Source organism: Salinihabitans flavidus (genome assembly GCF_900110425.1).
Taxonomy (GTDB): domain Bacteria; phylum Pseudomonadota; class Alphaproteobacteria; order Rhodobacterales; family Rhodobacteraceae; genus Salinihabitans; species Salinihabitans flavidus.
In genome coordinates this window covers 13852-39033 of sequence record NZ_FODS01000013.1, presented here as the reverse complement: position 1 = coordinate 39033, position 25182 = coordinate 13852, and the positions used below count along the sequence as shown (strand labels likewise).

The window sequence follows — 25182 nt, the reverse complement described above, 5'->3', positions numbered from 1 at the left end:
AAATCCGCGTCTGCCGCGGGCGGAGCGCTATGAGTATTTATGGAACAAAGAAAAGGGGAGGGTGCGGGCATGAGGAACGTTCTTCCGGTTCTGACGGTCGTGGCCGCGATTTTCGTGATCTGGTATGTCGGCGCGGTCGCGCTCAACGCGACATGGGCGCAGGACAACGCGGCGCGCGCGGGTGGGGGCGAGCTGAGCTTTACCGAACTGGTGGCCGACACGCTGTCGCAGGACAAACCCAAGCTGCCCGCCCCGCATCAGGTGGCGCTGGAGATCTGGGAAACCACGGTGGAGAAGAACATCACATCTCGGCGGTCCCTGATCTATCACAGCTGGATCACGATGAGCGCCACGCTCATGGGGTTCGTGCTGGGCACCGGGCTGGGGATCGCGCTGGCCATCGGCATTGTCTACAACCGCACCATGGACATGAGCGTGATGCCATGGGTGATCACGAGCCAGACCATTCCCATCCTTGCCATCGCGCCGATGATCATCGTGGTGTTGAATGCCATCGGGATCACGGGGCTTCTGCCCAAGGCGGTCATTTCCATGTATCTGTCGTTTTTCCCGGTCGTGGTCGGCATGGTCAAGGGGCTTCGAAGCCCCGACCGGATGCAGCTTGACCAGATGAAGACATGGCATGCGACCGGCAATCAGGAGTTCTGGAAGCTGCGGTTCCCGTCGTCGATGCCGTATCTGTTCACCTCGCTGAAGGTGGGGATGGCGGCGTCGCTGGTCGGTGCGATCGTGGGTGAGTTGCCCACGGGCGCGGTGGCCGGGCTTGGTGCGCGGCTTCTGGCGGGGTCCTATTACGGGCAGACGGTCCAGATCTGGAGCGCGCTGATCATGGCGGCGGTTCTGGCGGCCTGTCTGGTCGGGATCATCGGTCTGACGCAGCGGTTGGTTCTCAAGCGGATGGGGATGGCGTAATGGGCTGGGTCGTATTCGGAATATGCGTCTGGCTTGTCGGCTGGCTCACCAATGTCTGGCTGGCGCGGCAACCCAAATCGCAAACCACGTCGCTGGCGGTGCCGGTGATCTTCGGTGTCACGCTGATCCTGATCTGGGAAAGCGTGGTGCGGGGGCTCGGGATATCCCCGGTGCTTCTGCCGCCCCCCTCGGTGATCGCGGAGCGGTTTTCACAATCGTCCGAGATCCTGTGGGTCGATTTCGTGCAGACGGTGATCAAGGGGGCGCTGTCGGGCTATGTCATCGGCTGCGGCGCGGCCTTCGTGATCGCGGTGGCGGTGGACCGCTTTCCGTTTCTGCAACGCGGTGTGTTGCCCGTGGGCAATTTCGTCGCCGCGCTGCCGATCATCGGGATGGCGCCGATCATGGTGATGTGGTTCGGTTTCGACTGGCAGTCGAAGGCGGCGGTGGTTGTGGTGATGGTGTTCTTTCCGATGCTGGTGAACACGGTGCAGGGCCTTCAGGCCAGCGATGCGATGCAGCGCGACCTGATGCGGACCTATGCGGCCGGATACTGGAAGACGCTGCTGAAGCTGCGTTTGCCGTCGGCGATGCCATTCGTGTTCAACGGGCTGAAAATCGCCTCGACGCTGGCGCTGATCGGGGCGATCGTGGCAGAGTTCTTCGGCTCCCCCGTCAGGGGCATGGGTTTTCGCATCTCGACCTCGGTGGGGCAGCTCGCGCTCGATCTGGTCTGGGCCGAGATCGTGGTTGCGGCTATCGCCGGGTCGGCATTCTATGGCGGCGTGGCGCTTCTGGAAAGGGCGGTGACCTTCTGGCACCCGTCGCAGCGAGGCTGAGCAAAAGGAACAACAAGAACAACAACAACACGTCAACAAGGTTCAACAAGGAGAGAAAGATGAAACGTCTATTCACGACAATGAGTGCCGCGGCCCTGACCATGGCGGCGGGGGCGGCGCAGGCCGCCGACGATGTGACGCTACAGCTCAAGTGGGTCACGCAGGCGCAGTTCGGGGGCTACTACGTGGCGCTCGACAAGGGGTTCTACGAGGAAGAAGACCTTGACGTCACGATCAAGCCGGGCGGCCCGGACATCGCGCCGGTGCAGGTTCTGATGGGCGGCGGCGCCGATGTGATGGTGGACTGGATGCCCTCGGCGCTGGCGGCGCGGGAAAAGGGCGCCCCGATCGTCAACATCGCGCAGCCGTTCGCCTCTTCGGGGCTGATGCTGACCTGCCTGAAAGAGCATGGCATCACCAGCCCGGAAGATTTTCCGGGGCATACGCTTGGCACATGGTTCTTCGGCAACGAGATCCCGCTTTACACCTGGATGGGCAAGCTGGGCATTCCCACCGATGGCTCCGAAGAGGGTGTGACCATCCAGAAGATTAACTTCAACGTCGATCCGCTGCTTCAGAAGCAGGTCGAATGCGCCACGACGATGACCTACAACGAATACTGGCAGGTGATCGACGCGGGGCTGACGCCGGACGATCTGGTGGTGTTCAAGTATGAGGACGAGGGTATCTCCACGCTGGAGGACGGGCTTTACGTCGTCGAGGACAAGCTGGAAGACCCGGAATTCGTGGACAAGATGGTGCGGTTCGTGCGCGCGTCCATGAAGGGCTGGAAGTGGGCCGAGGAAAACCCCGAAGCGGCGGCGATGATCGTTCTGGAAAACGACACGACCGGCGCGCAGACCGAAAAGCATCAGGTCCGCATGATGAAGGAGATCGCCAAGCTGACCGCCGGATCGGATGGCGAGCTTGACCCCGAAGCCTATGAGCGGACGGTCGAGATCGTGAAATCCGGCGGCGTCATCGAGGAAGAGCCCGAAGGCGCGTGGACCCATAAGATCACGGACAAAGCTTTGGACTAAGCCGGATCGCAATATGATAGGGGAAAGGGCCGGGCGGTGTTCCGGCCCTTTTCTTTTCGCGCGGCGATCATATATTCAGCCGACTGAATTTGAATGCGAGGATGTGGCGATGGCCGGAGCGAGGAAAATCACCTGCCTGGAGTGCGGGCAGGTCAACCGGGTGCCGGGAGAGAAGCTCTCCGCGGCGCCGAAATGCGGCACCTGCGGGGCGCCGCTGATGGGGGGCAAGCCGCGCGAGGTGGACCTTGCGACCCTGCAGAAGGCGGCGCGCAACGACGATGTGCCGCTGGTGGTGGATTTCTGGGCGCCGTGGTGCGGGCCCTGCCGCCAGATGGCGCCGCAGTTCGCGCAGGCCGCGCAAGAGCTTCTGGGCGATGCGCGTCTGGTGAAGCTCAACACCGAGGATCACCCGAAGGCGGGGGCGGCCTATGGCATCCGCGGCATTCCGACCATGGCGGCCTTTGCGGGCGGGCGTGAGGTGGCGCGGCAGTCGGGCGCCATGCCCAAGGCGGCGATCGTCAACTGGGTGCGCTCGAAGGTGTAAGGCGGCCGTTCTTTGCGGTGGTATCGGGGGCTGAAGCGGATATGCTTGCCCCGTTGCAGACTGGAGGGCCCGATGACCGACGACGACGCAAACGGGGAATTGACACTGCGCACCCTTGCGATGCCGAGCGACGTGAACGTGAACGGCGATATCTTCGGGGGCTGGGTGCTCAGCCAGATGGACATTGCCGGGGGGATCGTGGCGCGCGAGCGGGCGAAGGGGCGCGTGGCGACCATCGCGGTGGACGCGATGAAGTTCATCCGTCCGGTGAAGGTGGGCGATATCCTGTGCGTCTACACGTCCATCGCGCGGGTGGGCACCAGTTCCATCGCGGTGGAGGTCGAAGCCTGGGTCAGGCGCGGCACCGAAGGGGCGCGCGACAAGGTGACAGAGGCGCTTTTCACCTTCGTGGCGATCGACGCCGAGGGACGGCCCCGACCTGTAGACCCTTGATCGCAAAAGAAAAGGCGCGGCCCCCGGGGGACCGCGCCTTTCCTGTCATATCCTGATGCGATCAGGCGAGCGCGAGGTTGATCGCGCTTTCGCGGCCGTCACGGCCGGCTTCGATGTCGAAGGTCACCTTCTGATCATCGCGCAGCCCGGTCAGGCCGGAACGCTCGACAGAGCTGATGTGGACGAAAACGTCCTTGCTGCCGCCGTCGGGTGCGATGAAGCCGAAGCCTTTAGTGGTGTTGAACCATTTCACGGTGCCAGTGGCCATATCCGTGGTCTCCTATCATGATGCTGCCCGCGGAGTGCGGCAGCTTGGCGTTGTTGGTCTGGATCGAGGTCTGAACGCCGTTGGACGGGAGACAGATGGTCGAAAAAGATTAACGTTAGCCCGTGCCGTATGACAGCATTGCCCCCCCGGCGCAAGACAAATCGACGTGACCACCGACGGCGCCTGTGACGGGCCGGATCGGGCGATTTTGCCACGTCGGTGGAACGTCGGTATCACGTCGGTATTGCGTCGGTGGCGCCGCGCGGTGGGGTCAGGCGACGCTAACCCGCCCGTGGCAGGGTGCGCCTCCACGCCGAAAAGGAGACCGCCATGACCCGCGCCCGCACCAAGACCGAACGCCTCGCCAGAGAGCGCCTCGTGCCGAATCTGATCCGGATCGAGAGCGACGGGTGGATCGACGCGACGCTGCGCGAGCAGATCCCCGACGCGTGGCACACGCTGGAGGCCGATGTCGATGTGCGCGAGCCGAAGGAGAAGGTGACGCTCTACCTCGACCGGTCGGTTGCGCGGTTCTATCGCGGCATGGGCCACGGCTATCACGCGCGGATCAACCGGCTTCTGGCGACATGGGCGCAGATGAAGATCGCGGGAGAGGTCCGGCTGGACGCCTACCTGCAAAAGCGCCTGCGGGAGATGGGGGATGATCACCCGGACGCGCCGGAGGGGAGTGGGTGAAGGGGAGGGGGGGCGACGCACGCGCGAATGGCCGGAGTGCGCAAAGAGGGGACTTTGTAAAGTTGCGAAGCGGCCCATATTGGCCATTCACGGGTCCTGCCGACGCCGCAGCGCAGCTTCACGAAACCCGCCATTCATGCATCTTGCAACATTCGAGCGTGGACGAAGGTTAGGAAGCTTACAAAGCTGCTTTTCTCGGCACCACATAAGGGTGAGGCTTTTGAAAATGATGCAACTTGCGAAGGATCAGTCGAACGTGACCGGCGCCTGCCGGCTGCGATTGACGGTCAAGGTGAACACATCCGGGCGGGCATAGTGTCCGCTGGCGTCGAATTTCCGCCGCGAAGATCGGGCGGCGCTGACGTCGATGTCAGAGATCAAGAGGCCCTTCTCCTGATGCATCGGTCCTGCGTGGACGCCGCCGAATGGCTTGTAGATGACCGCGTCGCCCGGGTTCACCCATTCGTCCTTGTTCGGAAACAGGTCTTCATAATGAGGGATGTCGGTCGGAATATCCGATACCTCAAGAGCCGTGGCGCAGCCGATGACCCAGCACCCGCCTTCGCGCGCGATGTGCTGCATCGTGGCCAGCCAGGTGTCGCCGCTATCCCAGGTTGGAGCGACATAGATATCGATGTTCTGGGCATAAAGCGCGTATCGCGCCAAGGGCATGTAATTTTCCCAGCATAGCAGAGCTCCGACACGACCCACCGCAGTGTCGACGACGTTCAGGCCGGACCCGTCGCCGAACCCCCAGACCATGCGCTCGGGATTGGTCGGCATCAGCTTGCGGTGGTTGTTCGCGACGGTCCCGTCCGCGTCGATGATGATGCAACTGTTGTAAAGCGTGCTGCCGCTGACCGCCCCGTCCAATTCCTGATACCCCGCAACGATCACGACACCATGGTCCTTTGCGGCCGCCTGCAACGGCTTCATGCCGCCCCGGCTGAGGTCGATCGCGTTGGCCTGAAGGCGGCAGAACAACTCATCGGTCTTTCCCATCCCCGCGCCGGGCGGCAAACGCCAGACGAAGGTTGGGTAGCCGGGAAACCATGCCTCGGGGAAGACCACCATCTGGGCCCCGTCGCGGGCGGCGTCTTCGATCAGCTGGATCGCGCGGGACATCGTTTTTTCAAGATCAAGATAGACTGGCGGCTGCTGGATGATGGCGACTTTGGTCATGATGTGGTCCTTACTATGCAAATGGGGCTAAAATTCTGTCCGGCCTTCTATATCAGAAGATCCGTCCGACCGGCTGACCAAGCGCCATCGCGCCCGCGTATTCCGACTGCGCCTCTTTTTGCAGCGGGTGATACCTCGCGGCCTGGATGTCACGGAACCGACGTTCCAGCCCTGTCTTGCGGTAGAAGCCCGCGCCACCCGCCAGTTCCATTGCCAGCTCGACCGTCAGGATGGCGTTTTCCTCGACCAGCCTCCGACCGATCATGACGTCATTGACGCTTTGCTCCGATGGCGCGTTGCGCTCCGCCGCGGCGATCATGTGTTCATGCCCCATCCGGGTCGCGGCAAGGGCCGTGTCCATCCGCCCTGCGATGGATTGCAGTCGGTGGGACACGGGCTTCATCCCAGCGATGCCCACGGCGATCTCGCGCGCGCTTTCGGCAATGCCGAGGTATGTCGCGTATATCAGCGGGAAGGCCATGGTGGCGATCAACTGGAAACCGGGATGCCATTCACCCGCCGTCCGTCTGAGGGGGATCTTGTCATCGGGCACGAAAAGCCCGTCGATCATGATGTCGTGCGACCCGGTGCCCCGCATCCCAAGGGTGTTCCAAGTGTCCAGGACCGTGACCTCCTTCGCGGTCATTGGGGCGCCGAAATGAAGCACCATTCGCTCGCCGTCTTCGTCGCAGATGGCGCTGGTCATCAAGATGTCGCCCACGGGCGCACCCGAGGAAAACACCTTGCGCGCGGTAATCTTGTAACCGCCATCGACCTTTTCCGCCTGGCCCGATCCGCCGATCCAGTCCGATCCGCCCGAGCTGAGTAAGACGATGTTCTCCGCGGCAACGCGGCGCAGAAGCGGCTCGACCAGCGGTCGGGCCGCGGCTTGATGGTGCCAGCGCCAGGCCGGAATGGCGACCTGGTGGGTGTGCATCGACAAGGTGAGCCCGCTGGATCCGCAGGCCCCGCCGATGATCCGCAGCATCTCGCACAGATCGCGAAATGAGGCGCCGCCGCCGCCAAGCTCGGTTGGCACGCCAGCGGCCACCAAGCCAGTGGACTTCATGGCCTTGTAGTTGCCCGCGATGAAATCGCCGGTCAGGTCATGATCCGCCGCGCGTTCCGCGCAGCCTTCGGCAAACTGCCGCGCCGTATCTTCAAGGGATGGTTTCCGGGTCGGGATCAGGTCTGCTGTTACGTCAGTCATCAATCAATCCTCCTGTTAAACTTTGAGAAGGATCGCAGGCCGGAGTACGTGCATCCAGTCCACAAACTATACTGGGCAGGACCTTACCTTGTGGTAGATTGAAGATCGGGGCGTTTTGCCCTGCCAAACGGGAGGTTGAAATGCGTGGAAGCTACGGACAGTTCTGCCCCGTCGCCATGGCGTCAGAGGTGCTTTGCGCCCGCTGGACGCCTCTTGTCGTGCGGGAACTCATGTGCGGCAGCACGCGGTTCAATGATCTGCGCCGCGGCGTTCCGCGCATGTCGCCCTCGCTGTTGTCGAAACGGTTGGTGGAGATGGAGGCGGCTGGTCTGATCGATGCGGTGCCGGATGCAAGAGGCATCAAGTCCTACCGCCTGACAAAGGCGGGAGAGGAGTTGCGCCCGATCATCATGTCCCTGGGAAGCTGGGGGCAGCGGTGGGTCGAGACCGGCCCAACGCTTGACAATCTCGACCCGGAGCTTCTGATCTGGGACATGCACCGGTGCCTTGATCCCACGCCGCTACCAGCTCGACGAATTTGTATCCAAGTCGTATTCGAAGATCTGGCCGCAGAAAAACGCGACAACTGGCTGATCATCGACCCAGAAACTGGCGCCGAGGCCTGCTACGTCGATCCAGGGTTCGACGTCGATCTTTACGCGGAATGCAGCTTGCGCACGATGACCGCGATCTGGCTGGGGCTGGACACAGTCGCCGCGGCGGTTGCGCGGGCCGATCTGGTGCTGTCGGGGGACCGGGAAATCGCCGCCATGATGCAGAAATGGCTGGGACTCAGCCCCTTTGCGAAAGACAAGAAGCAGGTGGCGTGACGACGCTGAAGGCGTATAGCGGCCCTGAGCGGACATTCAAGCCGAGCGCAGAAAAATGGCTGGTCCCAGCCCAAACCAGACATTAGATTTGGTGGAAGGCTACGTCGCCTTGATCCGCGATTCGAGGTTGATAGAAACTGGGGGAAGGGAACTACCGAAATGCGCATTATTGATTCAATTTAATGCAATTAGTATCGGTATATTGGTGCTAAGTTGACCGGGCACAATCATTACCCTTGGTGCACATGCGGTTGGTGCGTTGGCGGCGGCAACAGAAACGGTGACGGCGTCTCCGCAGCACCAGGAATAAAGCCACTTCGGCCAGTCTATTCCGAGTATGAAAAGCACCAAGCGACGCAAACACTGAAAGGCTACGGCGCAACAAGCTACTCTCGCTGCTTCGTTAATCCCAATGCATCCTGCCCTGTCTGCGGTCAGCCGGTTTATTTCTATTCGAATGAGTACGGTAGCCGTGTCTTCTTTAATGAACTCGGAAAGCCTTGGGAGAAGCACGGTTGCACGGACACCGGGCGCCCAGCCTCTGGCTCAATGCGTGCTCGCCCTTCCAGTCGACCAGTTGCTGAAATCAAAGACATTCTCGGTGCCGAAGAAAAGATCGAACAGCGAATACTACCTGTAGGTCGGCAAGCCAGAAAAAATTCGTGGAAGCTTGCAGTGGTGGTTGAAGTCCATTTTACCGACTTCCGGATGGAAGTTCAGGTTGAAGACCTTTCAAGCCAAAATCATCAGAAATATCGTTTTTCCATTTACTGCGATCAGCCGCTTCTAACTGAAGGCGACCTCGTCAGTCGCCGTGGAGAGACCTTCTCATTTCTGCATCCACTGTCACTTGAAGACATCGAGGTTACCAACGGTGACCGGCTAATGGACTTCGAAGCGCTGGAGAAGGATATTGACCCAAGTGTTATTCCCGATGAGGTTTTAGAGCTTTTGCCATCCGAGAGGAGGCACTTTGGGTCAGAAAGCGGCGGAACTGCCAAAGTGTCAGGTACATTGCGTTCTGTCCTCGAAGATTTCGCCAAGAAGGGGATAGTGGGCCCCAAACTTGTTTCTCACTATTTGAATGCAACGGGCCGTGTGACTGCTGATGGTTCGCCTTGGACTCCTCGCCTTGCCTTTTTTCTGATAACCCTATCCGGCGTATCCCAAGAAAAACCGGTTAGGCAAAAGAAACGAACTGCAGCTAACAAACAGAAAAAGGCTCGGAAGCCGCAACCACATCCACGCGCCAAGAAGCGCCCACGTTCATCTGGAACCCTGTCTGGCAATTCGGTTTCGCAATCAGCCAATAAAACTCGCAAGCCACGTTCCGAACCCGCACATCGGCTCTCTACCGATGTAGATGAGTGGGCACGTATGCTCTCAAGGCTTGGGCGGGTTTCCAGAAAAGACGACGACGGCTGATGATTACCCGGAACTAAGATTGAGCGCTGTTATCGGTCGCTCCGTTTCGAAGGCGGAGCAATGAGACGATACGGTTTTCAGTCCTGTTGGCCTTGGTCCGTTCTCAGGTGGCCAACGGCTGGTCTGAGATGACAGCGGCGCACCAAAAGTCACATTGGCTTTCTCCTGCCGTGCGGTCTTTCAAGTGGCAAACGGTCAGTGTTCGTTTCCTGCAGCATCGCTGCCGTCCGTCCAAGACGCAGCGAACTACCGCTTCCCGCCCTCCCTGTAGAAGCGCTATGACCGCTCCGGGCGGGGACCGGTCATTCCTGGACCCGCGTTTGAAAGACCGTTCAGACCCTCCCCCCCTCAACTCGCCAGCATCCTCAGTCCTTGCGTGACGTCCGAGCGGACGGCGAGGCGCAGGCCGGGTTCGTCCCCGGCCTTGAGCGCGGCGAGGATCAGGCGGTGGTAGTGGGGCGGTTCGGTCTTGCGCAGCCGTCCGTAGAGCGCGCGCATCGTCGGGCCGAGTTGCAGCCACACTGTCTCCGCCATCGCCAGCATCGCCGGGGCCTGCGCGCGCAGGTAGAGTGTGCGGTGAAATTCGAGGTTGCTGCGGATATAGCTGACCGGGTCGCGCCGCTCCACCGCGTCGGCGACGGAATTGTTGATGCTTTGCAGCCGGTCGATGAGCGCCATATGCGCGCGCGGCAGGGCGCGGCTGGCCAGTTCCACCTCGATCAGGGCGCGCAGGGCGGCCAGTTCCTCGATCCGGTCGCCGGTGAGTTCCGGTGTCGCCACCCGGCCCGAGCTTGACAGGGTGAGCGCGCCCTCGGCGGCCAGACGGCGCAGCGCCTCTCGCGCGGGGGTCATGGACACACCGTATTCCTGCCCGATCCCGCGCAGCGTCATGGCGTGGCCGGGCATCAACTCCCCGTGCATGATCCGGGTCCGAAGGGTTCGGTAAATCCGGTCATGGGCCGAGGGCGTCTGCTCTGGCGGGCGGGTCTGGATCAGCATGGGCCGACTGTGATCACAAACCGGATCGGGGTCAATCGCAAATGGTCTCAGAACCGCACGAGGTGGAGCGAGTCGCCCTGCTGCCGCAGCCATGCGCGCGGCGCCGCGTAATCGCCGTAGAGCCGCTCTACCGTGGACCAGAAGGCCGGGGAATGGTTCATCTCCGTCAGGTGCGCGACCTCATGCGCGGCGACGTAGTCGAGCACCTCGGGCGGGGCCATGATCAGCCGCCATGAGAACATCAGCGCCCCGGCCGATGAGCATGAGCCCCAGCGCGAACGGGTGTCGCGCAGGGTGATGCGCGTGTAAGGGCGGCCCAGCCGCGCGGCGTAGGCGTCGCAGGCCGGCACCAGCGCGGCGCGCGCCCGTGTCTTGAGAAACCCGGCGATCCGCGCGCCGGCGCGGGCGGGATCGCCCGGCACCGTGATGGCCCCCGGTTGGAGCTGCACGGCGCGGCCCGGTTCGGTCTCGATCCGCCGAAATTCGCCCTGCACCGGGATCTGCGCCCCGATGGCGGCGGTGATCTGCGCGGGGCGATCCGACAGGTGGCGGCGCAGCCAGTCGGCGCGGTCGCGGGCGAATTGCAGCCCTTCGGCCTCTGGCACGCCGCGCGGCAGCGTGAGCGTCACCCGCCCGTCGATCCGCGATACCCGCAGGGAGATGCGCCGCGCCCGCGCGGAGCGCCTCAGATCGAGTGAAATTTCCGGGTTGCCCGGAAGAAGATGTTGCCCCATATACGCCCCTCGACGCGCGGCCCGGCGGGGCGGCGCGATAGCCTTTGACACACCGAACCACATATGGCAGTTGGCGCGAACTGTCTGCAAGACTCACGAAATCAGAGGGGATTTCCCATGCCCAAGGAAGAATGGGGCGTCAAGCGTGTTTGCCCGACAACCGGCAAACGGTTTTATGACCTGAACAAGAACCCGATCGTCAGCCCCTATACCGGCGAGGTCGTGGAGCCTGAAACCGGCAAGAGCCGCATGATCGCGGCCGATGCCGAGGATGCCGTCACCACCAAGTCGAAGCCCGCCAAGACCGACAGCAGCGCGGTTCTGGATGATGACGATTCGGTCGATCTCGATGTCGGGGACGATGTGCTCGAGGATGACGACGAGGACGAGAAAGTCTCGCTCGACGATCTGGCCGATGTGGCCGCGGACGACGACGATACCTGAGCCAAGGGCCGGGCGGGGCCGACGGCCGCCGCCCGGCACAGGTCAGCCGCCCCGGCAGGCCGCCATCAGGCGATAGGCGATCTGCGCGGCGGTGAAATCCCACGCCGCGTTGCCATCCGGCGCCAGTTCCACCACGTCCACCCCCACGCACCGCCGCCCCCCCAGCGCGTGTTCGACCAGATGCAGCGCCTGGTAGTAGCCAAGGCCGCCGGGCACCGGCGTGCCCGTCGCGGGCATCTGCGAGGGATCGAGCCCGTCCACGTCAAAGCTCACGTAGACCAGGTCGGGAAAATCCTCGGGCAGATCGACGGCATGGATGTTGCCGGTCACGAGCCCTTCGGCATCCTTGAAGAAGACATTGTTGGCAAGGCGGCTCTCTTCCTCTTCGGCAGAGAGGGCGCGCACCCCGAAATGGGCCTGCCGGATGCCCTCCTGCGCCAGCAGGTGCATGACAGAGGCGTGCGAATGCACCTCGCCCTGATAGGCGACGCGCAGGTCCGCGTGGGCATCGATCAGCACAAGCCCCACGGGCCGATCCAGCGTGCGCGCCACGCCCATCACCGCGCCGTAGGTGAGCGAATGCTCTCCGCCCAGCGTGACCGGGATGCGCCCGGCCTGCGCCGCCGCCTGCGTGCGCGCGGCCAGCCGCTCCATCACCTGCGGCATCGGGCCGGTGCAGTCGAGCGGGTCTTCGGTGAAGATCCCGTCCGCGCAGGGCTCCGCCCCGTTGCAGCGGCGTTCGAGTTCATTGCTGGCGGCGATGATCGCCTTCGGCCCCCCGGCCGTGCCGGCGCCATAGGACACCGTCCGCTCCAGCGGCACCGGGATCACATGAAAGCGTGCGGACTCCCCACGTTCCGCTGCGCTCAGTTCACTGTCGAGAAAGACGCTCATGACAGACGCTCCCTGAAATCGTCGTATCCGAATTCGCGGATGATCCGCAGCGCATCGGTGTCGCTGTTCCACAGGGCGATCGCGGGCAGCGGCACGCCGTTGAAGGTGTTGGTCTTGACCATCGAGTAATGCGCCTGATCGAGAAAGGCGAAGCGGTCCCCCACGCGGAGCGGCCGGTTCCATGTGTAGTCCCCGATCACGTCGCCAGCGAGGCAGGAAGGGCCGCCGAGGCGGTAGGTTTCCCCGTCTTCGGCCTCATCGAGGAGCGCCGGGCGATAGGGCGCCTCGATCACGTCGGGCATGTGGCAGGTGGCCGACACGTCGGTGATCGCCAGCTTCATCCCGTTCACCGGCAGGTCAAGCACCTCGCCCACGAGGATACCCGCGTCGAGCGCCACCGCCTCTCCCGGTTCGATATAAACCTCCACCCCGTAGCGCTCGCGGATGCTGTGCAGGAAGGCGATCAGAACATCGCGGTCGTAATCGGCGCGGGTGATGTGATGCCCGCCCCCGAAGTTGAGCCATTTGAGCCGGTCCAGATAGGGTTGCAGCTTGAATTCCACCGAGGCCCATGTGCGCAGAAGCGGCACCACCCCCTGTTCGCACAGCGTGTGCATGTGAATCCCCTCCACGCCCTCCATCACCTCCGGCGTGATCTGGCTGACGGGGGTGCCAAGACGCGAGCAGGGCGCGGCGGGATCGTATTTCGGGATCTCGCCTTCGGAATGTTCGGGGTTGATGCGCAGGCCGACCGACACCCCCGCCGCGTGGCAGCGCGGCGCGAAACGGGCCTTCTGCGCAGGGGAGTTGAAGATCATGTGATCGGACAGCGCGATGATGGCGTCGATCTCGCTTTCCTTGTAGCCGGCGCAGAAGGTGGCGACCTCGCCGCCGTATTCCTCGCGGCCCAGCCGCGCCTCGAATAGACCGCTGGCGCAGGTGCCGCCGAGATACTGCCGAACGAGGGGCGCCAGCGCGAACATCGAGAACGCCTTGAGCGCGCTGAGGACATGCGCGCCGGAGCGATCCCCGACATCGGCCAGAACCTTCAGGTTCCGCTCCACCGCCACCTCGTCCACCACGAAACAGGGGCTTGGTACGCGGGCAAGGTCGAGCCGCCGGAAGGCGCCGGGATCGCCGGCTTGAGTGGCCATCATGTCTGACACGGGTCTGATCTCCGATTCTGCGCGCGGTCTGGCGGGGGACAAAGGGGGCGGGGCCCCCTCAGAATTCCACCGGGCCGTCCAGTTCCCTGACATGCCACGGCAGGCCCTGCGTGTTCAGCATGTCCATGAAATCATCGGGGTCGAGTTGTTCCATGTTCCACACGCCCGGCCTGGCCCAGTTGCCCTTGAGCACCTGCGCCGCGCCGATCATCGCCGGCACGCCGGTGGTATAGCTGACCGCCTGACTGCCGACCTCGCGGTAACATTCCTCGTGGTCGCAGATATTGTAGATGTACCAGGTCTGCTCACCCGTGCCGTCCTTCGCCTCGCCGGTGGCGATATCCCCGATGCACGCCTTGCCCTTGGTCAAGGCCGCCAGACCGCCGGGATCGGGCAGCAGGGTTTTCAGGAACTGGATCGGGATGATTTCCACCCCGTTGTGCATCACCGGGTCGATCCGTGTCATGCCGACGTTTTCCAGCACCTTGGCGTGCTTGATGTATTCATCCCCGAAGGTCATCCAGAAGCGCGCGCGCTCGATCTCGGGGAAATGGGTCGACAGGCTCTCCAGCTCCTCGTGATACATCAGATACATGTTCTTCGGCCCCACGCCGGGAAAGTCGAATTCGACCTTGTGGGTCATGGCGGGGGTCACTTTCCATTCGCCCCCTTCCCAGTGTTTCGCGTCGGCCAGCACTTCGCGCAGGTTGATCTCGGGGTTGAAGTTGGTGGCGAACGCCTGGCCATTGTCGCCGCCATTGGCATCCAGCACGTCGATCTGCCGGATGCTGCCCAGCTTGTGCTTTTTCAGCCATGTGGCGAACACGCTGGTCACGCCCGGATCGAAGCCCGATCCGAGAATCGCGGTCAGCCCAGCCTTTTCGAATTTCTCGCGGTAGGCCCATTGCCAGTGATATTCGAATTTCGCCTCGTCCTCGGGCTCGTAATTGGCGGTGTCGAGGTAATGGCAGCCCGCCTCAAGGCAGGCATCCATCAGTTTGAGATCCTGATAGGGCAGCGCGAGATTCACGAGGATGTCCGCGCCCGTGTCCCTGATCAGCGCCACCGTCGCGGCCACGTCCATCGCGTCCAGCGCCTCGGTCCTGATTGTCACGCCGACACGCTCTTTCACGCTTTTGGCGATGTCGTCGCATTTCGATTTGGTGCGGCTGGCCAGCGTGATCTCGGTAAAGATCTCGGGGTTCATCGCCATCTTGTGGACGGCGGCATGGCTGACGCCGCCCGCCCCGATCACCAGTGTCTTGCCCATGGGAAACTCTCCTCTGGATGGGTTATTCGTAATAGGTATAGCCGTTGATACTGTCGCGGTAGGCGGCCATCAGCGTGCGCCGGTCCTTGGCCTTCAGGCCCCCGCCCGCGATCGCCTCATCGACCATCTTGCGGAAGGCGGCAACGCAGTCGGTGGGGTCGAACTCCACATAAGCCAGCACCTCGCTGATGGTGTCGCCCTCCTGTTCATGGAGCAATTCGAACCCGCCGCCGGGCTTGAGGTCAATGGTCACCACGTTGGTATCGCCGAAAAGGTTGTGCAGATCGCCCAGCGTCTCCTGATAGGCGCCGATGAAGAACACCCCGAGGTAATAGGGCGCATCCTCGCCCAGCGTATGCACCGGCAGCGAGGGGGAGACCCCGTCAGCGAGGATGAAGCGGTCCACCTTGCCGTCGCTGTCGCAGGTGATGTCGGACAGGATCGCGCGCCGGTCCGGCGCCTCGTTCAGCCGTTGCAGCGGCACCATTGGGTGGATCTGGTCGATGGCCCACACATCGGGCAGCGACTGGAACAGAGAGAAATTGCAGTGATAGATGTCGGCAAGGCTCTCAAGCTGATCGTCCACATCGGTGGGCCCGTCGCTGCCCGCCACCACCGCCTTGATCCGCCCCATCAGGTGCAGGTAGATGCGTTCGGCCCGGCCCATCTGCCGCAGGTCGATATAGCCGCGCCGGAACATCGCCCGAAGCTCGTTGCGGTAGAAGGTGGCGTCGTTCCAGCATTCCTGAAGCCGGTCGGTGCGCAGGTAGTCATTCACAGCGATCAGGTCGGAGATCAGGTGGTGATCGTCCGGCTCTGCCGCCGGGGCGTCCTGCGCGTCATAGAGCGTGGCCTCCAGCACGTTGAAGATCAGCATCGAGGAGGTGGCCACCACCGCGCGGCCGCTTTCGGTCACCAGCGTCGGATGCTCCACCCCGGCCTCATCCATCGCATAGGCCACCGTTTCCACCACGTTGGAACAGTATTCCGCCACCGTGTAGTTGATGGAATTCTCGATCGCCTTCTTCTCGCCGGTGTAATCCACGCCAAGCCCGCCGCCGAGATCGAGATGCGTGAGCGGCACCCCCTCGCGGGTGAGTTCGGTGAAATAGCGGCACGCCTCGCCCACCGCGCGGCGCACGTCGTTCACGTCGGGCACCTGGCTGCCAAGATGCGAATGTTGCAGCCGCAGGCAATGCAGCAGGCCCGCATCGCGCAGCTTGTCGATCACGGCGACGATCTGATCGGTGTTCATCCCGAAGGTGGATCGGTCGCCGGAGCTTTCCTCCCACTTGCCGCTGATCTGGTTGGTGAGCTTCACCCGCACGCCGAGCATCGGCTCCATGCCAAGTTCCTCGTACACCGCGATGACGGTATCGACCTCCTTGGGGCTTTCCAGCACGATCACCGTGTTGAAGCCCAGCTTGCGGGACAGGATCGCAAGCCGGATGAACTCCGCGTCCTTGACCCCGTTGCACACGATCAGCGCCTCGCCCGGAAGCCGGTGCGCCAGCGCGATGACAAGCTCCGGTTTCGATCCGGCCTCCAGCCCGTAGTGATAGGGCTTGCCGTATTCCACGATCCGGTCCACCACCTGCGCCTGCTGGTTGACCTTGATCGGGAACACCCCGCGATAGCTGCCGCGATAGCTGGTGCGCGCGATGGCGGCGGCGAAGCTGTCGTTGATCTCGCGGATCTCGTGTTCGAGATAGGAGGCGACGCGCAGGATCATCGGCACATGCACGTCACGCTGTTCCAGATCGTGCAGGATCTCCGGCAGGCTGACCGGCGGCTGATCCGGCGCCAGCGGGTTGCGAAGCCCCACGTCGCCGTTGTCCATCACCACGATCAGATCCTTGCCCCAGCGGTCGATCCCGTAAACGGAATGTGCGGCGTCCTGCGTTTGCGTCACTCGGCTCACCCCCTGTCGATGGTTTGTCACACTGTCCGGACCCTGCGCGCCCGGCACTGCCACCTATGCCGGATTCGCGGCGTTTCCAAGGGCCAGTCTGCACCGGGGCACGGGCAAAAGGCGACCCTGATTCGGGGCAAAGTTTGCTGTTGACTCGGTGGCCCCATTTTACTTAACATGATAACTAACATCAGAACGGACCGGACCCATGCCGCATATCATCATCGACTATTCCGCCAACCTCGAAGACGAGGTCGACATGACCGCCTTCTGCGAGCATATGCGCCGCGCCGCCGCCACGATAGAAAGTTTTCCGCTGGCGGGCATCCGCGTGCGCGCCATCCGCGCCGATCACTACGCCATCGCCGACGGCAACCGCGATCACGGCTATATCGACATCTCCGTGCGTCTGCGCGCCGGGCGGCCGGACGCGGTGAAGCAGGCCGCGACGCAGACCCTGTTCGACGCGGCGCGCGCGCTGCTTGCGCCGGTTCTCGACCGACGCCCGCTCGCCCTGTCGCTGGAGATGCGCGACATCGACCCCGACCTGTCGCCCAAGACCGGCACCATCCGCCAATACCTCAAGGAGAGTTGAGCCCATGACCGACCTGCAAACCAATCTCGCAAAGCTCAACGGCCATCTTGCCCGCTTTTCCGAAGGCGGCATTGACAACCTCATCGGCGGGCAAAGCCGTCCCGCTGCCGGGGGCGCGACGTTCGAGACCACATCGCCCGTGGACGAAAGCCTGATCTGTACCGTCGCGCGGGGCACCGCCGCCGACATCGACGCCGCCGCGGGCGCCGCGTCGGATGCCTTTCCCGCATGGCGCGACATGCCCGCGGCAGAGCGCAAGGCCGTTCTCATCCGCATTGCCGAAGGCATCGAGGCGCGAACCGAGGAGATTGCGCTTTGCGAATGCTGGGACACCGGGCAGGCGCTGCGCTTCATGTCGAAGGCGGCGCTGCGCGGGGCGGAGAATTTCCGCTTTTTTGCCGACAAGGTGGCCTCGGCCCGCGACGGGCAGCAGTTGCGCTCTCCCACGTTGATGAATGTCACCACCCGCGTGCCCCTTGGCCCGGTGGGGGTGATCACGCCGTGGAACACGCCCTTCATGCTCAGCACATGGAAGATCGCCCCGGCGTTGGCGGCGGGCTGCACGGTGGTGCACAAGCCGGCAGAATTTTCGCCGCTGACCGCCCGCATCCTTGCCGAAATCGCGCATGAGGCGGGGCTGCCGGACGGGGTCTGGAACCTCGTCAACGGATTTGGCGAAGAGGCGGGCAGGGCGCTGACCGAACACCCGAAGATCCGCGCCATCGCCTTTGTCGGGGAATCGAAAACCGGCTCCATGATTATGAAACAGGGGGCCGATACGCTCAAGCGGGTGCATTTCGAACTGGGCGGCAAGAACCCTGTCGTGGTGTTCGACGATGCCGATCTGGACCGCGCGCTCGATGCCGCGATCTTCATGATCTATTCGCTGAACGGGGAACGCTGCACCTCCTCCTCGCGGCTTCTGGTGCAGGACACGATTGCCGATGAGTTCGAGGCGAAGCTGATCCAGCGGGTGAACAACATCAGGGTCGGCCACCCGCTCGACCCGGCGACGGAGATCGGCCCGCTCATCCACAAGGTGCATTTCGACAAGGTGACGGGTTATTTCGACACCGCGCGCAGTGACGGGGCGACCATCGCCGCCGGCGGCGCGCGCGAGGGGGACACCGGCTGGTTCGTGCGCCCCACGCTCTTTACCCATGCCACCAACGACATGGCCATCGCGCAGGAAGAGATTTTCGGCCCGGTCCTGACCTCCATCCGCTTCGGGAGCGAGGAAGAGGCGCTGGAGATCGCCAACGGCACGCAATACGGTCTGACCGGCTATGTCTGGACCAACGACCTCAAGCGCGCGCTGCGCTTTACCGACAAGCTGGAGGCCGGCATGATCTGGGTGAACTCGGAAAACGTGCGCCACCTTCCCACGCCCTTCGGCGGGATGAAGGCCTCCGGCATCGGCCGGGACGGGGGCGACTGGTCATTCGAGTTTTACATGGAGCAGAAACACATCGGCCTTGCGTTCGGCGATCACGCGATTGCCCGGCTCGGGGCCTGACCGCCGATCAAGTGACTTGACCCGGAAACGCGCGCCACGTCTTTTGCAACGCATCAGGAGAATCCGCCAATGCCCGTCCCCGCCCCGAATCTCTATCCGCCGTTCAATATCGTGCGGCTGAGCCATGTGACCTATCGCGTCACCGATCTGGCCGCCTCGCGCGCGTTCTATGTCGACACGCTCGGCCTTCAGGTGACTGAAGAGAACGACAGCGAAATCCACCTGCGCGCGATGGAAGAGCGCGGGCATCATTGCATCGTTCTGGAACAGGCGGGCACCGCCGATGTCGGCGTGCTTGGCTTCAAGCTTTTTGACGAGCCCGATCTCGACAAGGCTGAGGCCTTCTTCCGGGCGCGCGGCCTGCCCGCCGAATGGGTGGAGCGCCCGCACATGGGCCGCACCCTGCGCACCCGCGATCCCTGGGGCATTCCGCTGGAATTCTACGTGAAAATGGACCGCCTGCCGCCGATCCATCAGCAATACAAGCTCTATCGCGGGGTCAAACCGCTGCGCATCGACCATTTCAACATGTTCTCGGCCGATGTGGACGCCTCTGTTGCCTTCTACAACGACATGGGGTTCCGCGTCACCGAATACACCGAGGACGCGGAGACGGGCCGCGTCTGGGCGGCGTGGATGCACCGCAAGGGCGGCGTGCATGACGTGGCCTTCACCAACGGGCTGGGCCCGCGCCTGCATCACACCGCCTTCTGGGTGCCGACACCGCTCAACATCATCGACCTGCTGGATCTGATGGCCACCACCGGCTATGTCGCCAATATCGAACGCGGCCCCGGACGCCACGGCATCTCCAACGCCTTCTTCCTCTATGTCCGCGATCCCGATGGCCACCGGATCGAGATTTATTGCTCCGACTACCAGACCGTCGATCCCGACCTTGAGGCGATCAGATGGGATCTGAAGGACCCGCAGCGCCAGACCCTCTGGGGCGCGCCCGCCCCGCGCAGCTGGTTCGAGGAAGGATCGCTTTTCGAAGGCGCCGCGCCGCAGGACTCCGCGCTCAAGGCGCAACCGATCATCGCCCCCTGACCAGACCGAAGGACAACGCCCATGTGCTCCAACACCTCCGACACCACCGCGACCGGCACCGTTCTGATCGAAAACGACCGGGTGCGCGTCACCCGCTGGTCCTTCGCGCGGAAGGGCGACCGCACCGGCTGGCACCGCCATGAACACGATTACGTCGTGGTGCCGCAGTTCGACGGCGTGCTGGAGATCGACCTGCCGGGCGGAGAGCACACCACTGCCGAGCTGCGCACCGGGGAGCCTTATTACCGCCCCCTTGGCGTGGAGCATGACGTGATCAGCGGCAATGATTTCCCCTGCGCCTTCATCGAGGTCGAGCTTCTGGACAGAAAGGGCTGAGCCATGATGCGTTTTGCCACGGTCAGCACCCCGGACGGGCAGCTTTACGGTGCGGTCGGCGATGACGGCGGGTTTGTCGCGCTCTCGCCCGTCTTCCCGCAATGGGCCAGCCTGCGCGATGTGATCGCCGCCGGCGGCCTGCCCGATCTCGCCCGCGCGGCAGAGGGGCGCGCGCCCACGCACCGCGATTTCACCTATGAGATCCCGGTGCCCGACCCCGAAAAGATCCTCTGCGTCGGCGTCAACTTTCCCGACCGCAATGCCGAATACAAGGACGGCACCACGCAGCCGCAATACATGTCGCTTTTCCCGCGTTTTGCGCGCAGCTTCACCGGCCATGACCGCCCGCTGATCCGCCCGCCGGAAAACCACACCCTCGACTATGAGGGCGAGGTGGCGATTGTCATCGGCAAGGGGGGGCGGCGCATTGCGGCCGCGGACGCCTATGACCATATCGCGGCGATCACGCTGGCCAACGAGGGCACGATCCGCGACTGGGTGCGGCACGCGAAGTTCAATGTCACGCAGGGCAAGAACTGGGACAACTCCGGCGCCATCGGCCCGTGGCTCATCCCCTTCACCGACGCCGCGCAGCTTGACGACGCGCGCATCGTCACCCGCGTGAACGGCGAGGTCCGGCAGGACGACACCCTGTCGCGCATGATGTTCCCCATCCGCGAAGAGATCGCCTATATCTCCACCTTCACCACGCTGGTGCCCGGCGACATCATCATCACCGGCACCCCCACCGGCGCGGGCGCGCGGTTCGACCCGCCCCGCTATCTCGTTCCCGGCGACGTGGTGGAGGTGGAGGTCGGGGGCATCGGCACCCTGCGCAACACGGTCGAGGATGAGGCATGAGGCCCGAGGACCACGCAAGCGCCGCCGCAGAGCTGCTGAACGCCGAAAAGACCGGCACGCAGATCGGCCTTCTGTCGCTGCGCCACCCGGAGATGACACTGGGCGACGCCTATGCCATTCAATCGGCCCTGATGGCGGCCAAGCTGGCGGCGGGGCGGCGCGTGATCGGCTGGAAGATCGGGCTGACCTCGAAGGCGATGCAATCGGCCCTCGGCATCGACATCCCCGACAGCGGTGTGCTTTTCGATGACATGCTGCTGGCCAATGACGCGCATATCCCCGCTGACCGCTTCATCCAGCCGCGGATCGAGGCGGAGATCGCCTTTGTCATGAAGGCCCCGCTGGCGGGCGAGAGTGTGAGCCGCGCCGGTGTGCTGGCTGCCACCGATTACGTCGCCCCCAGCCTTGAGATTCTCGACACCCGCATCCTGCGCGCCGATCCCGACACCGGCCAGCCGCGCCGCGTGCACGACACGATTTCCGACAACGCCGCCAATGCCGCGCTGGTGCTGGGGGAGGCGCGCCACGCCCCGGAGGCCCGCGATCTGCGCTGGACCGGCGCCATCGTGACCCGCAACGACACGGTGGAGGAAACCGGCCTTGGCGCCGGGGTGCTGAACGATCCGGTGGAAAGCGTCGTCTGGCTCGCCCGGCGGATGCACACCTATGGGCAGGTGATCGAGGCCGGGCAGATCATCCTGTCGGGCTCGTTCATCCGTCCGGTGGAATGCCCGCCGGGCAGCCACATCCATGCCGATTTCGGCCCGTTCGGCTCTGCCTCTTGCCATTTCGACGACTAGGAGATCCCGCCATGCCCGCCCCAAGCAACCCCTTCAAGGCCGCGCTGGCCGCACAGACCCCGCAGATCGGCTGCTGGTTGAGCATGGGAGAGGCCGCCAGCGCCGAGATCATGGGCACCTGCGGCTTCGACTGGCTGGTCATCGACGGCGAGCACGGGCCCAATGACCTGCGCTCGATCCGCGATCAGCTCATGGCGCTGGAACGCAGCGAAAGCCACCCGGTCGTGCGCATTCCCGTGGGCGAGACATGGATGGTCAAACAGGTGTTCGACGCGGGCGCGCAGACGGTGCTCGTGCCGCTGGTGGAAACGGCGGCGGAGGCCGGCGCGATGGCCCGCGCCTGCCGCTACCCGCCGCAGGGCGTGCGCGGCGTCGGCTCCTCCGCCGCCCGCGCCTCGCGGTTCGCGCAGATCCCCGATTACCTCGCCACGGCCAACGACGAGGTCTGCATGCTGGTGCAGGTCGAAACCCGCAAGGGGATGGACAATATAGAGGAAATCGCTGCGGTCGACGGGGTGGACGGCGTCTTCATCGGCCCCGCCGATCTTTCCGCCGACATGGGCCACCTCGGCAACGCCGCCCATCCTGACGTGAAAGCGGCCATCGCGGGTGGCATCGCCCGGATCCGGGAGGCGGGCAAGGCCCCCGGCATTCTGATGATGGACCTGCAAGGCGCGCAAGAGGCGCTCGGATATGGCGCGGTGTTTGTCGCCGTGGGCATCGATGTCACGCTTCTTGCCAAGGCGGCAAGGGCGCTCGCGGCGCAGGCGCGTGCGCTGGTGGACTGACACCAAACAGCCCACTCCAGTCGCCACCTGCCGCGCGGGTGAACCCCCGCGCGGCAGTCAGCAACGGACGGGCATGTGGCCCTGACGCACAGTCTCGCCCGTCGTCACTCGGACATCGTCTCGTCGGTGCCAACGGTCCCGGTTCCGTTCGTGTCGGTGGTTCCGGTTCCCGTCGTGCCCGTGGTGCCGGTTCCGGTCATGCCCGTGGTGCCCGTCGTGCCGGTTCCCGTGCCGGTCCCCGCTGCGGACGGATCTTCGGCGGGTCTGTAATCGCGGCTGCGGAAGCTGTATTCCGGCGCCTCCTCCGCTTCTGCGCGCGTCAGATCGACCACGACCTCATTGGCGTCCCAGTCGATCTGCAATTCGGACCAGTCGATCGCGACCGCCTTCGCCCCGATCCCGAGGAACCCGCCGACAGAGACGACCGCCGCGGTCACGTTGCCCTCTTCCTGATCGAGAATGATATCCTCGATATTGCCGATTGTTTCGCCATCGGGCGATGTGATCCTCGCGCCGATGACCCATTCGCCGCGCAATTCGTTGGCGCCCTGCTCGGTGACCAGCGCGTCCTGCGCAGAGGCCGCGCCCAGAAGAAGGGGAAATACGACGATTGACCCAAGAATGCTGTGACGTATCATTTTCAGTCTCCTTTCCGTTTTGAATAGCGAATGAAAACCGGGGTTCGCTATTTGTCATAACTCCGGAAATGGAATTTTGTTCACACCCTTGATATTGGAAATGTGCCGGGAGTTGGCAATTCCGTCGGCATTCCCTTGCCAACTGGAATTGAACCTTATCCGGGCGCACCTCCGCAAAGGCAATGGATCGGCATAACCTGCCAATCTGAAAACACCTTGATATATTGAGCCGCGCGGGCTGATCATGCTTCGAAACGATTCCGAAAACGCAAGTCAATACCGTTCGGCATCAAATTGCCCACCATACGCAACAGATTGCCGAGAGGACGCGCCGACCCCTTCCACTGGACATTGCCGTCCGCTCTGGGGTTTAACGCCCGCATGGCAGGCCAGACCGATACCATCATCGCCGCGATCCTCGATGACATCGAATCCGGCGCGCTCAATCCCGGCGACGGGATCGACGAACCCGCGCTGGAGCGGCGGCTGGGCGTGTCGCGCACACCCATGCGCGAGGCGATGATCCGGCTGGAAACCGCCGGGCTCATCACCCGCCAGCCGCGCAAGGGGGCGACGGTGTTCAAACCCACGCTGGAGGAATTTCTCGCCATCCTCGAAGTGCATGCCAAGCTCGAAGGTCAGGCCGCCGGCCTTGCCGCGCGCCGCCTGTCGGGGCGCAGCGCCGCGGCGCTGGAGCGGATCGTCGCCGACTGCGAGAACCACGCCGGCACGAAGGGCGACGCGGAGCCGGACGCCTATTATCAGCTCAACATGCGTTTTCACGAGGTGGTGGCGCAGGCCGCGGGCAACCCCTTCCTGCTGGAAATGATCAAGACCAACGCGCGCAAGCTCATGGCCTACTACCGCGCGCGCTACAAATACGTCGGTGCGGTGGCCGATTCCGCGCATGAGCACCGCGAGATCGCCCGGCTGATCAGCGCCCGCGATGCTGCGGCCGCCGAACGCCGCATGGCCCGCCATGTGCAGTTCGACCAGATCACCGCGATGGACCTGCTTGCCGCGCTGGGCTGAGCGTCTCAGGCCTCCCGCCGCGCCACCGACCATTCGAAGAACCGCGCGATGATCTCCGCGATCACCTCCCGGTCGGCACGGTTCTTCAGCGATTCGCGCGCCCGCGCCGTCACTTCCGGACCCACGTAGCCGGCGGTATGCTCCACCAGATCCGCGATGAAGGCATCGCTCATTTCCGGGTGGTATTGCGTGGTGAAGATGTGATCGCCGATCACGAATCCCCCAACGCCGCAGCCCGGCCCCCGGGCCACGATCTGCGCCCGCTCCGGCGCGCGCAGCACCTGTTCGCTGTGAGAGGCGTAAAGCCCCATCCTTTCGGGCACCTCCGCCCAGGGCAGCGGCGCCGCCCGCGTCACCTCCACATACCCATGCACCCAGCCGCCGGGGTTGTCGCCCACCTCGCCGCCAAGCGCCATCGCCACCGCCTGATGGCCGAAACACGCCCCGAAGACTGGAAAGCGCGCGGCGTCCATCTGCCGGATCATGTCCAGAAGCCGCCCGATCCACGCCTCGTCCCCGCGCACGGAGGCCGGGCTTCCGGTGATCATCGCCCCGTCGAAGGTGCTGAAATCCTCGGGAAAGTCGCCGTCCCGCACCCAGAACACCTCTGTCTGCCAGTCGGGGCGCCGCTCCTGCACAAGGGCGGTGAACTTCTCCCCGTCATCGGCATGCGTCCGGGCGAATTCGCTGTCGTCGGTATTGGTCACGAGAATGGCAAGTTTCATGC

28 protein-coding genes are annotated in these 25182 nt (G+C 63.7%); 17 read left to right on the top strand and 11 right to left on the bottom strand.

Going from position 1 to position 25182, the window contains the following annotated elements; all coding sequences use genetic code 11:
• The first annotated feature begins 69 nt into the window (after window positions 1–69).
• The 5 genes from BMW66_RS11465 to BMW66_RS11445 all read left to right on the top strand — a co-directional run bounded on the left by BMW66_RS11465 (window position 70) and on the right by BMW66_RS11445 (window position 3809).
• Window positions 70–933, top strand: coding sequence for an ABC transporter permease (locus BMW66_RS11465; RefSeq protein WP_093118596.1), 864 nt, complete (start codon window positions 70–72; stop codon window positions 931–933).
• A complete protein-coding gene (locus BMW66_RS11460; protein WP_093118594.1) occupies window positions 933–1772 on the top strand; it encodes an ABC transporter permease in 840 nt (279 codons plus the stop codon). Before BMW66_RS11465 ends, BMW66_RS11460 begins: the two co-directional genes overlap by 1 nt.
• A 59-nt stretch (window positions 1773–1831) precedes the next feature.
• Window positions 1832–2812, top strand: a complete 981-nt coding sequence (locus BMW66_RS11455) for an ABC transporter substrate-binding protein (RefSeq protein WP_093118592.1) — start codon at window positions 1832–1834, stop codon at window positions 2810–2812.
• A 109-nt stretch (window positions 2813–2921) separates the two neighbouring features.
• The gene (trxC, locus tag BMW66_RS11450; RefSeq protein ID WP_093118718.1) at window positions 2922–3356 is read left to right on the top strand and encodes a thioredoxin TrxC; all 435 of its coding nucleotides are present in this window, start codon (window positions 2922–2924) and stop codon (window positions 3354–3356) included.
• A gap of 72 nt (window positions 3357–3428) precedes the next feature.
• Window positions 3429–3809 (top strand): acyl-CoA thioesterase, encoded by a 381-nt coding sequence (locus BMW66_RS11445; protein WP_093118590.1) that lies wholly within the window; start codon window positions 3429–3431, stop codon window positions 3807–3809.
• Window positions 3810–3870: 61 nt separating this feature from the next.
• On the opposite strand, the gene BMW66_RS11440 is transcribed toward BMW66_RS11445, so the two are convergent.
• Window positions 3871–4077, bottom strand: a complete 207-nt coding sequence (locus tag BMW66_RS11440; protein WP_093118588.1) for a cold-shock protein — start codon at window positions 4075–4077, stop codon at window positions 3871–3873.
• 330 nt (window positions 4078–4407) lie between these two features.
• On the opposite strand from BMW66_RS11440, the gene BMW66_RS11435 reads away from it, so the two are divergent.
• Window positions 4408–4773, top strand: coding sequence for a BrnA antitoxin family protein (locus BMW66_RS11435; protein ID WP_093118586.1), 366 nt, complete (start codon window positions 4408–4410; stop codon window positions 4771–4773).
• A gap of 246 nt (window positions 4774–5019) precedes the next feature.
• Here the strand turns inward: BMW66_RS11435 and BMW66_RS11430 are convergent, their stop codons facing one another.
• Window positions 5020–5955: a carbon-nitrogen hydrolase family protein gene (locus BMW66_RS11430; RefSeq protein ID WP_093118584.1), complete on the bottom strand. Its 936-nt coding sequence runs from the start codon at window positions 5953–5955 to the stop codon at window positions 5020–5022.
• Window positions 5956–6007: 52 nt separating this feature from the next.
• Window positions 6008–7165, bottom strand: a complete 1158-nt coding sequence (locus tag BMW66_RS11425) for an acyl-CoA dehydrogenase family protein (RefSeq protein ID WP_093118582.1) — start codon at window positions 7163–7165, stop codon at window positions 6008–6010.
• A 140-nt stretch (window positions 7166–7305) separates the two neighbouring features.
• Between BMW66_RS11425 and BMW66_RS11420 the strand changes: the two genes are divergently transcribed.
• Window positions 7306–7995, top strand: coding sequence for a winged helix-turn-helix transcriptional regulator (locus BMW66_RS11420; protein WP_093118580.1), 690 nt, complete (start codon window positions 7306–7308; stop codon window positions 7993–7995).
• A gap of 213 nt (window positions 7996–8208) precedes the next feature.
• Window positions 8209–9420, top strand: coding sequence for a hypothetical protein (locus BMW66_RS20025; RefSeq protein WP_139196159.1), 1212 nt, complete (start codon window positions 8209–8211; stop codon window positions 9418–9420).
• Between the two features lie 348 nt (window positions 9421–9768).
• Here BMW66_RS20025 and BMW66_RS11415 read toward each other — a convergent pair whose 3' ends face one another.
• Together BMW66_RS11415 and BMW66_RS11410 are read right to left on the bottom strand one after the other, a co-directional pair.
• Window positions 9769–10419 (bottom strand): GntR family transcriptional regulator, encoded by a 651-nt coding sequence (locus BMW66_RS11415; RefSeq protein ID WP_093118578.1) that lies wholly within the window; start codon window positions 10417–10419, stop codon window positions 9769–9771.
• A gap of 47 nt (window positions 10420–10466) precedes the next feature.
• On the bottom strand, window positions 10467–11153 hold the full coding sequence (locus tag BMW66_RS11410; RefSeq protein WP_093118576.1) for a M48 family metallopeptidase: 687 nt from the start codon (window positions 11151–11153) through the stop codon (window positions 10467–10469).
• A gap of 117 nt (window positions 11154–11270) precedes the next feature.
• Between BMW66_RS11410 and BMW66_RS11405 the strand changes: the two genes are divergently transcribed.
• Window positions 11271–11597, top strand: coding sequence for a TIGR02300 family protein (locus BMW66_RS11405; RefSeq protein WP_093118574.1), 327 nt, complete (start codon window positions 11271–11273; stop codon window positions 11595–11597).
• Between the two features lie 42 nt (window positions 11598–11639).
• Here the strand turns inward: BMW66_RS11405 and speB are convergent, their stop codons facing one another.
• Genes speB through speA form a run of 4 tightly spaced genes read right to left on the bottom strand, consistent with a single transcriptional unit; the run spans window position 11640 to window position 16839 of the window.
• A complete protein-coding gene (gene speB / locus BMW66_RS11400) occupies window positions 11640–12491 on the bottom strand; it encodes an agmatinase (protein WP_093118572.1) in 852 nt (283 codons plus the stop codon).
• On the bottom strand, window positions 12488–13657 hold the full coding sequence (nspC, locus tag BMW66_RS11395; RefSeq protein WP_093118570.1) for a carboxynorspermidine decarboxylase: 1170 nt from the start codon (window positions 13655–13657) through the stop codon (window positions 12488–12490). The genes speB and nspC overlap by 4 nt, the downstream gene beginning before the upstream one ends.
• Window positions 13658–13715: 58 nt before the next feature.
• On the bottom strand, window positions 13716–14927 hold the full coding sequence (locus BMW66_RS11390; protein WP_093118568.1) for a saccharopine dehydrogenase family protein: 1212 nt from the start codon (window positions 14925–14927) through the stop codon (window positions 13716–13718).
• 22 nt (window positions 14928–14949) lie between these two features.
• Window positions 14950–16839: a biosynthetic arginine decarboxylase gene (gene speA, locus BMW66_RS11385; RefSeq protein ID WP_093118566.1), complete on the bottom strand. Its 1890-nt coding sequence runs from the start codon at window positions 16837–16839 to the stop codon at window positions 14950–14952.
• Window positions 16840–17047: 208 nt separating this feature from the next.
• On the opposite strand from speA, the gene BMW66_RS11380 reads away from it, so the two are divergent.
• From BMW66_RS11380 to BMW66_RS11350, 7 genes are all read left to right on the top strand, one after another.
• Window positions 17048–17434 carry a 5-carboxymethyl-2-hydroxymuconate Delta-isomerase gene (locus BMW66_RS11380; protein WP_093118564.1) on the top strand — a complete coding sequence of 129 codons (387 nt, stop codon included), beginning with the start codon at window positions 17048–17050 and terminating at the stop codon, window positions 17432–17434.
• 4 nt (window positions 17435–17438) lie between these two features.
• Window positions 17439–18950: a 5-carboxymethyl-2-hydroxymuconate semialdehyde dehydrogenase gene (gene hpaE, locus BMW66_RS11375; RefSeq protein ID WP_093118562.1), complete on the top strand. Its 1512-nt coding sequence runs from the start codon at window positions 17439–17441 to the stop codon at window positions 18948–18950.
• 69 nt (window positions 18951–19019) lie between these two features.
• Window positions 19020–20000 (top strand): 3,4-dihydroxyphenylacetate 2,3-dioxygenase, encoded by a 981-nt coding sequence (gene hpaD / locus BMW66_RS11370; protein WP_093118560.1) that lies wholly within the window; start codon window positions 19020–19022, stop codon window positions 19998–20000.
• 21 nt (window positions 20001–20021) lie between these two features.
• Window positions 20022–20336 (top strand): cupin domain-containing protein, encoded by a 315-nt coding sequence (locus tag BMW66_RS11365; RefSeq protein WP_093118558.1) that lies wholly within the window; start codon window positions 20022–20024, stop codon window positions 20334–20336.
• A 6-nt stretch (window positions 20337–20342) separates the two neighbouring features.
• The gene (locus BMW66_RS11360; RefSeq protein ID WP_093118716.1) at window positions 20343–21197 is read left to right on the top strand and encodes a fumarylacetoacetate hydrolase family protein; all 855 of its coding nucleotides are present in this window, start codon (window positions 20343–20345) and stop codon (window positions 21195–21197) included.
• A complete protein-coding gene (gene hpaH / locus BMW66_RS11355) occupies window positions 21194–21997 on the top strand; it encodes a 2-oxo-hept-4-ene-1,7-dioate hydratase (RefSeq protein ID WP_093118556.1) in 804 nt (267 codons plus the stop codon). Before BMW66_RS11360 ends, hpaH begins: the two co-directional genes overlap by 4 nt.
• A gap of 11 nt (window positions 21998–22008) precedes the next feature.
• Window positions 22009–22785, top strand: a complete 777-nt coding sequence (locus tag BMW66_RS11350; RefSeq protein ID WP_093118554.1) for an HpcH/HpaI aldolase family protein — start codon at window positions 22009–22011, stop codon at window positions 22783–22785.
• Between the two features lie 104 nt (window positions 22786–22889).
• Here the strand turns inward: BMW66_RS11350 and BMW66_RS11345 are convergent, their stop codons facing one another.
• Window positions 22890–23423, bottom strand: a complete 534-nt coding sequence (locus BMW66_RS11345; protein WP_093118552.1) for a PRC-barrel domain-containing protein — start codon at window positions 23421–23423, stop codon at window positions 22890–22892.
• 381 nt (window positions 23424–23804) lie between these two features.
• On the opposite strand from BMW66_RS11345, the gene BMW66_RS11340 reads away from it, so the two are divergent.
• On the top strand, window positions 23805–24455 hold the full coding sequence (locus tag BMW66_RS11340; protein ID WP_093118550.1) for a GntR family transcriptional regulator: 651 nt from the start codon (window positions 23805–23807) through the stop codon (window positions 24453–24455).
• 5 nt (window positions 24456–24460) lie between these two features.
• Here the strand turns inward: BMW66_RS11340 and BMW66_RS11335 are convergent, their stop codons facing one another.
• Window positions 24461–25180 carry a type 1 glutamine amidotransferase gene (locus BMW66_RS11335; RefSeq protein ID WP_093118548.1) on the bottom strand — a complete coding sequence of 240 codons (720 nt, stop codon included), beginning with the start codon at window positions 25178–25180 and terminating at the stop codon, window positions 24461–24463.
• Between the last annotated feature and the right edge of the window lie 2 nt (window positions 25181–25182).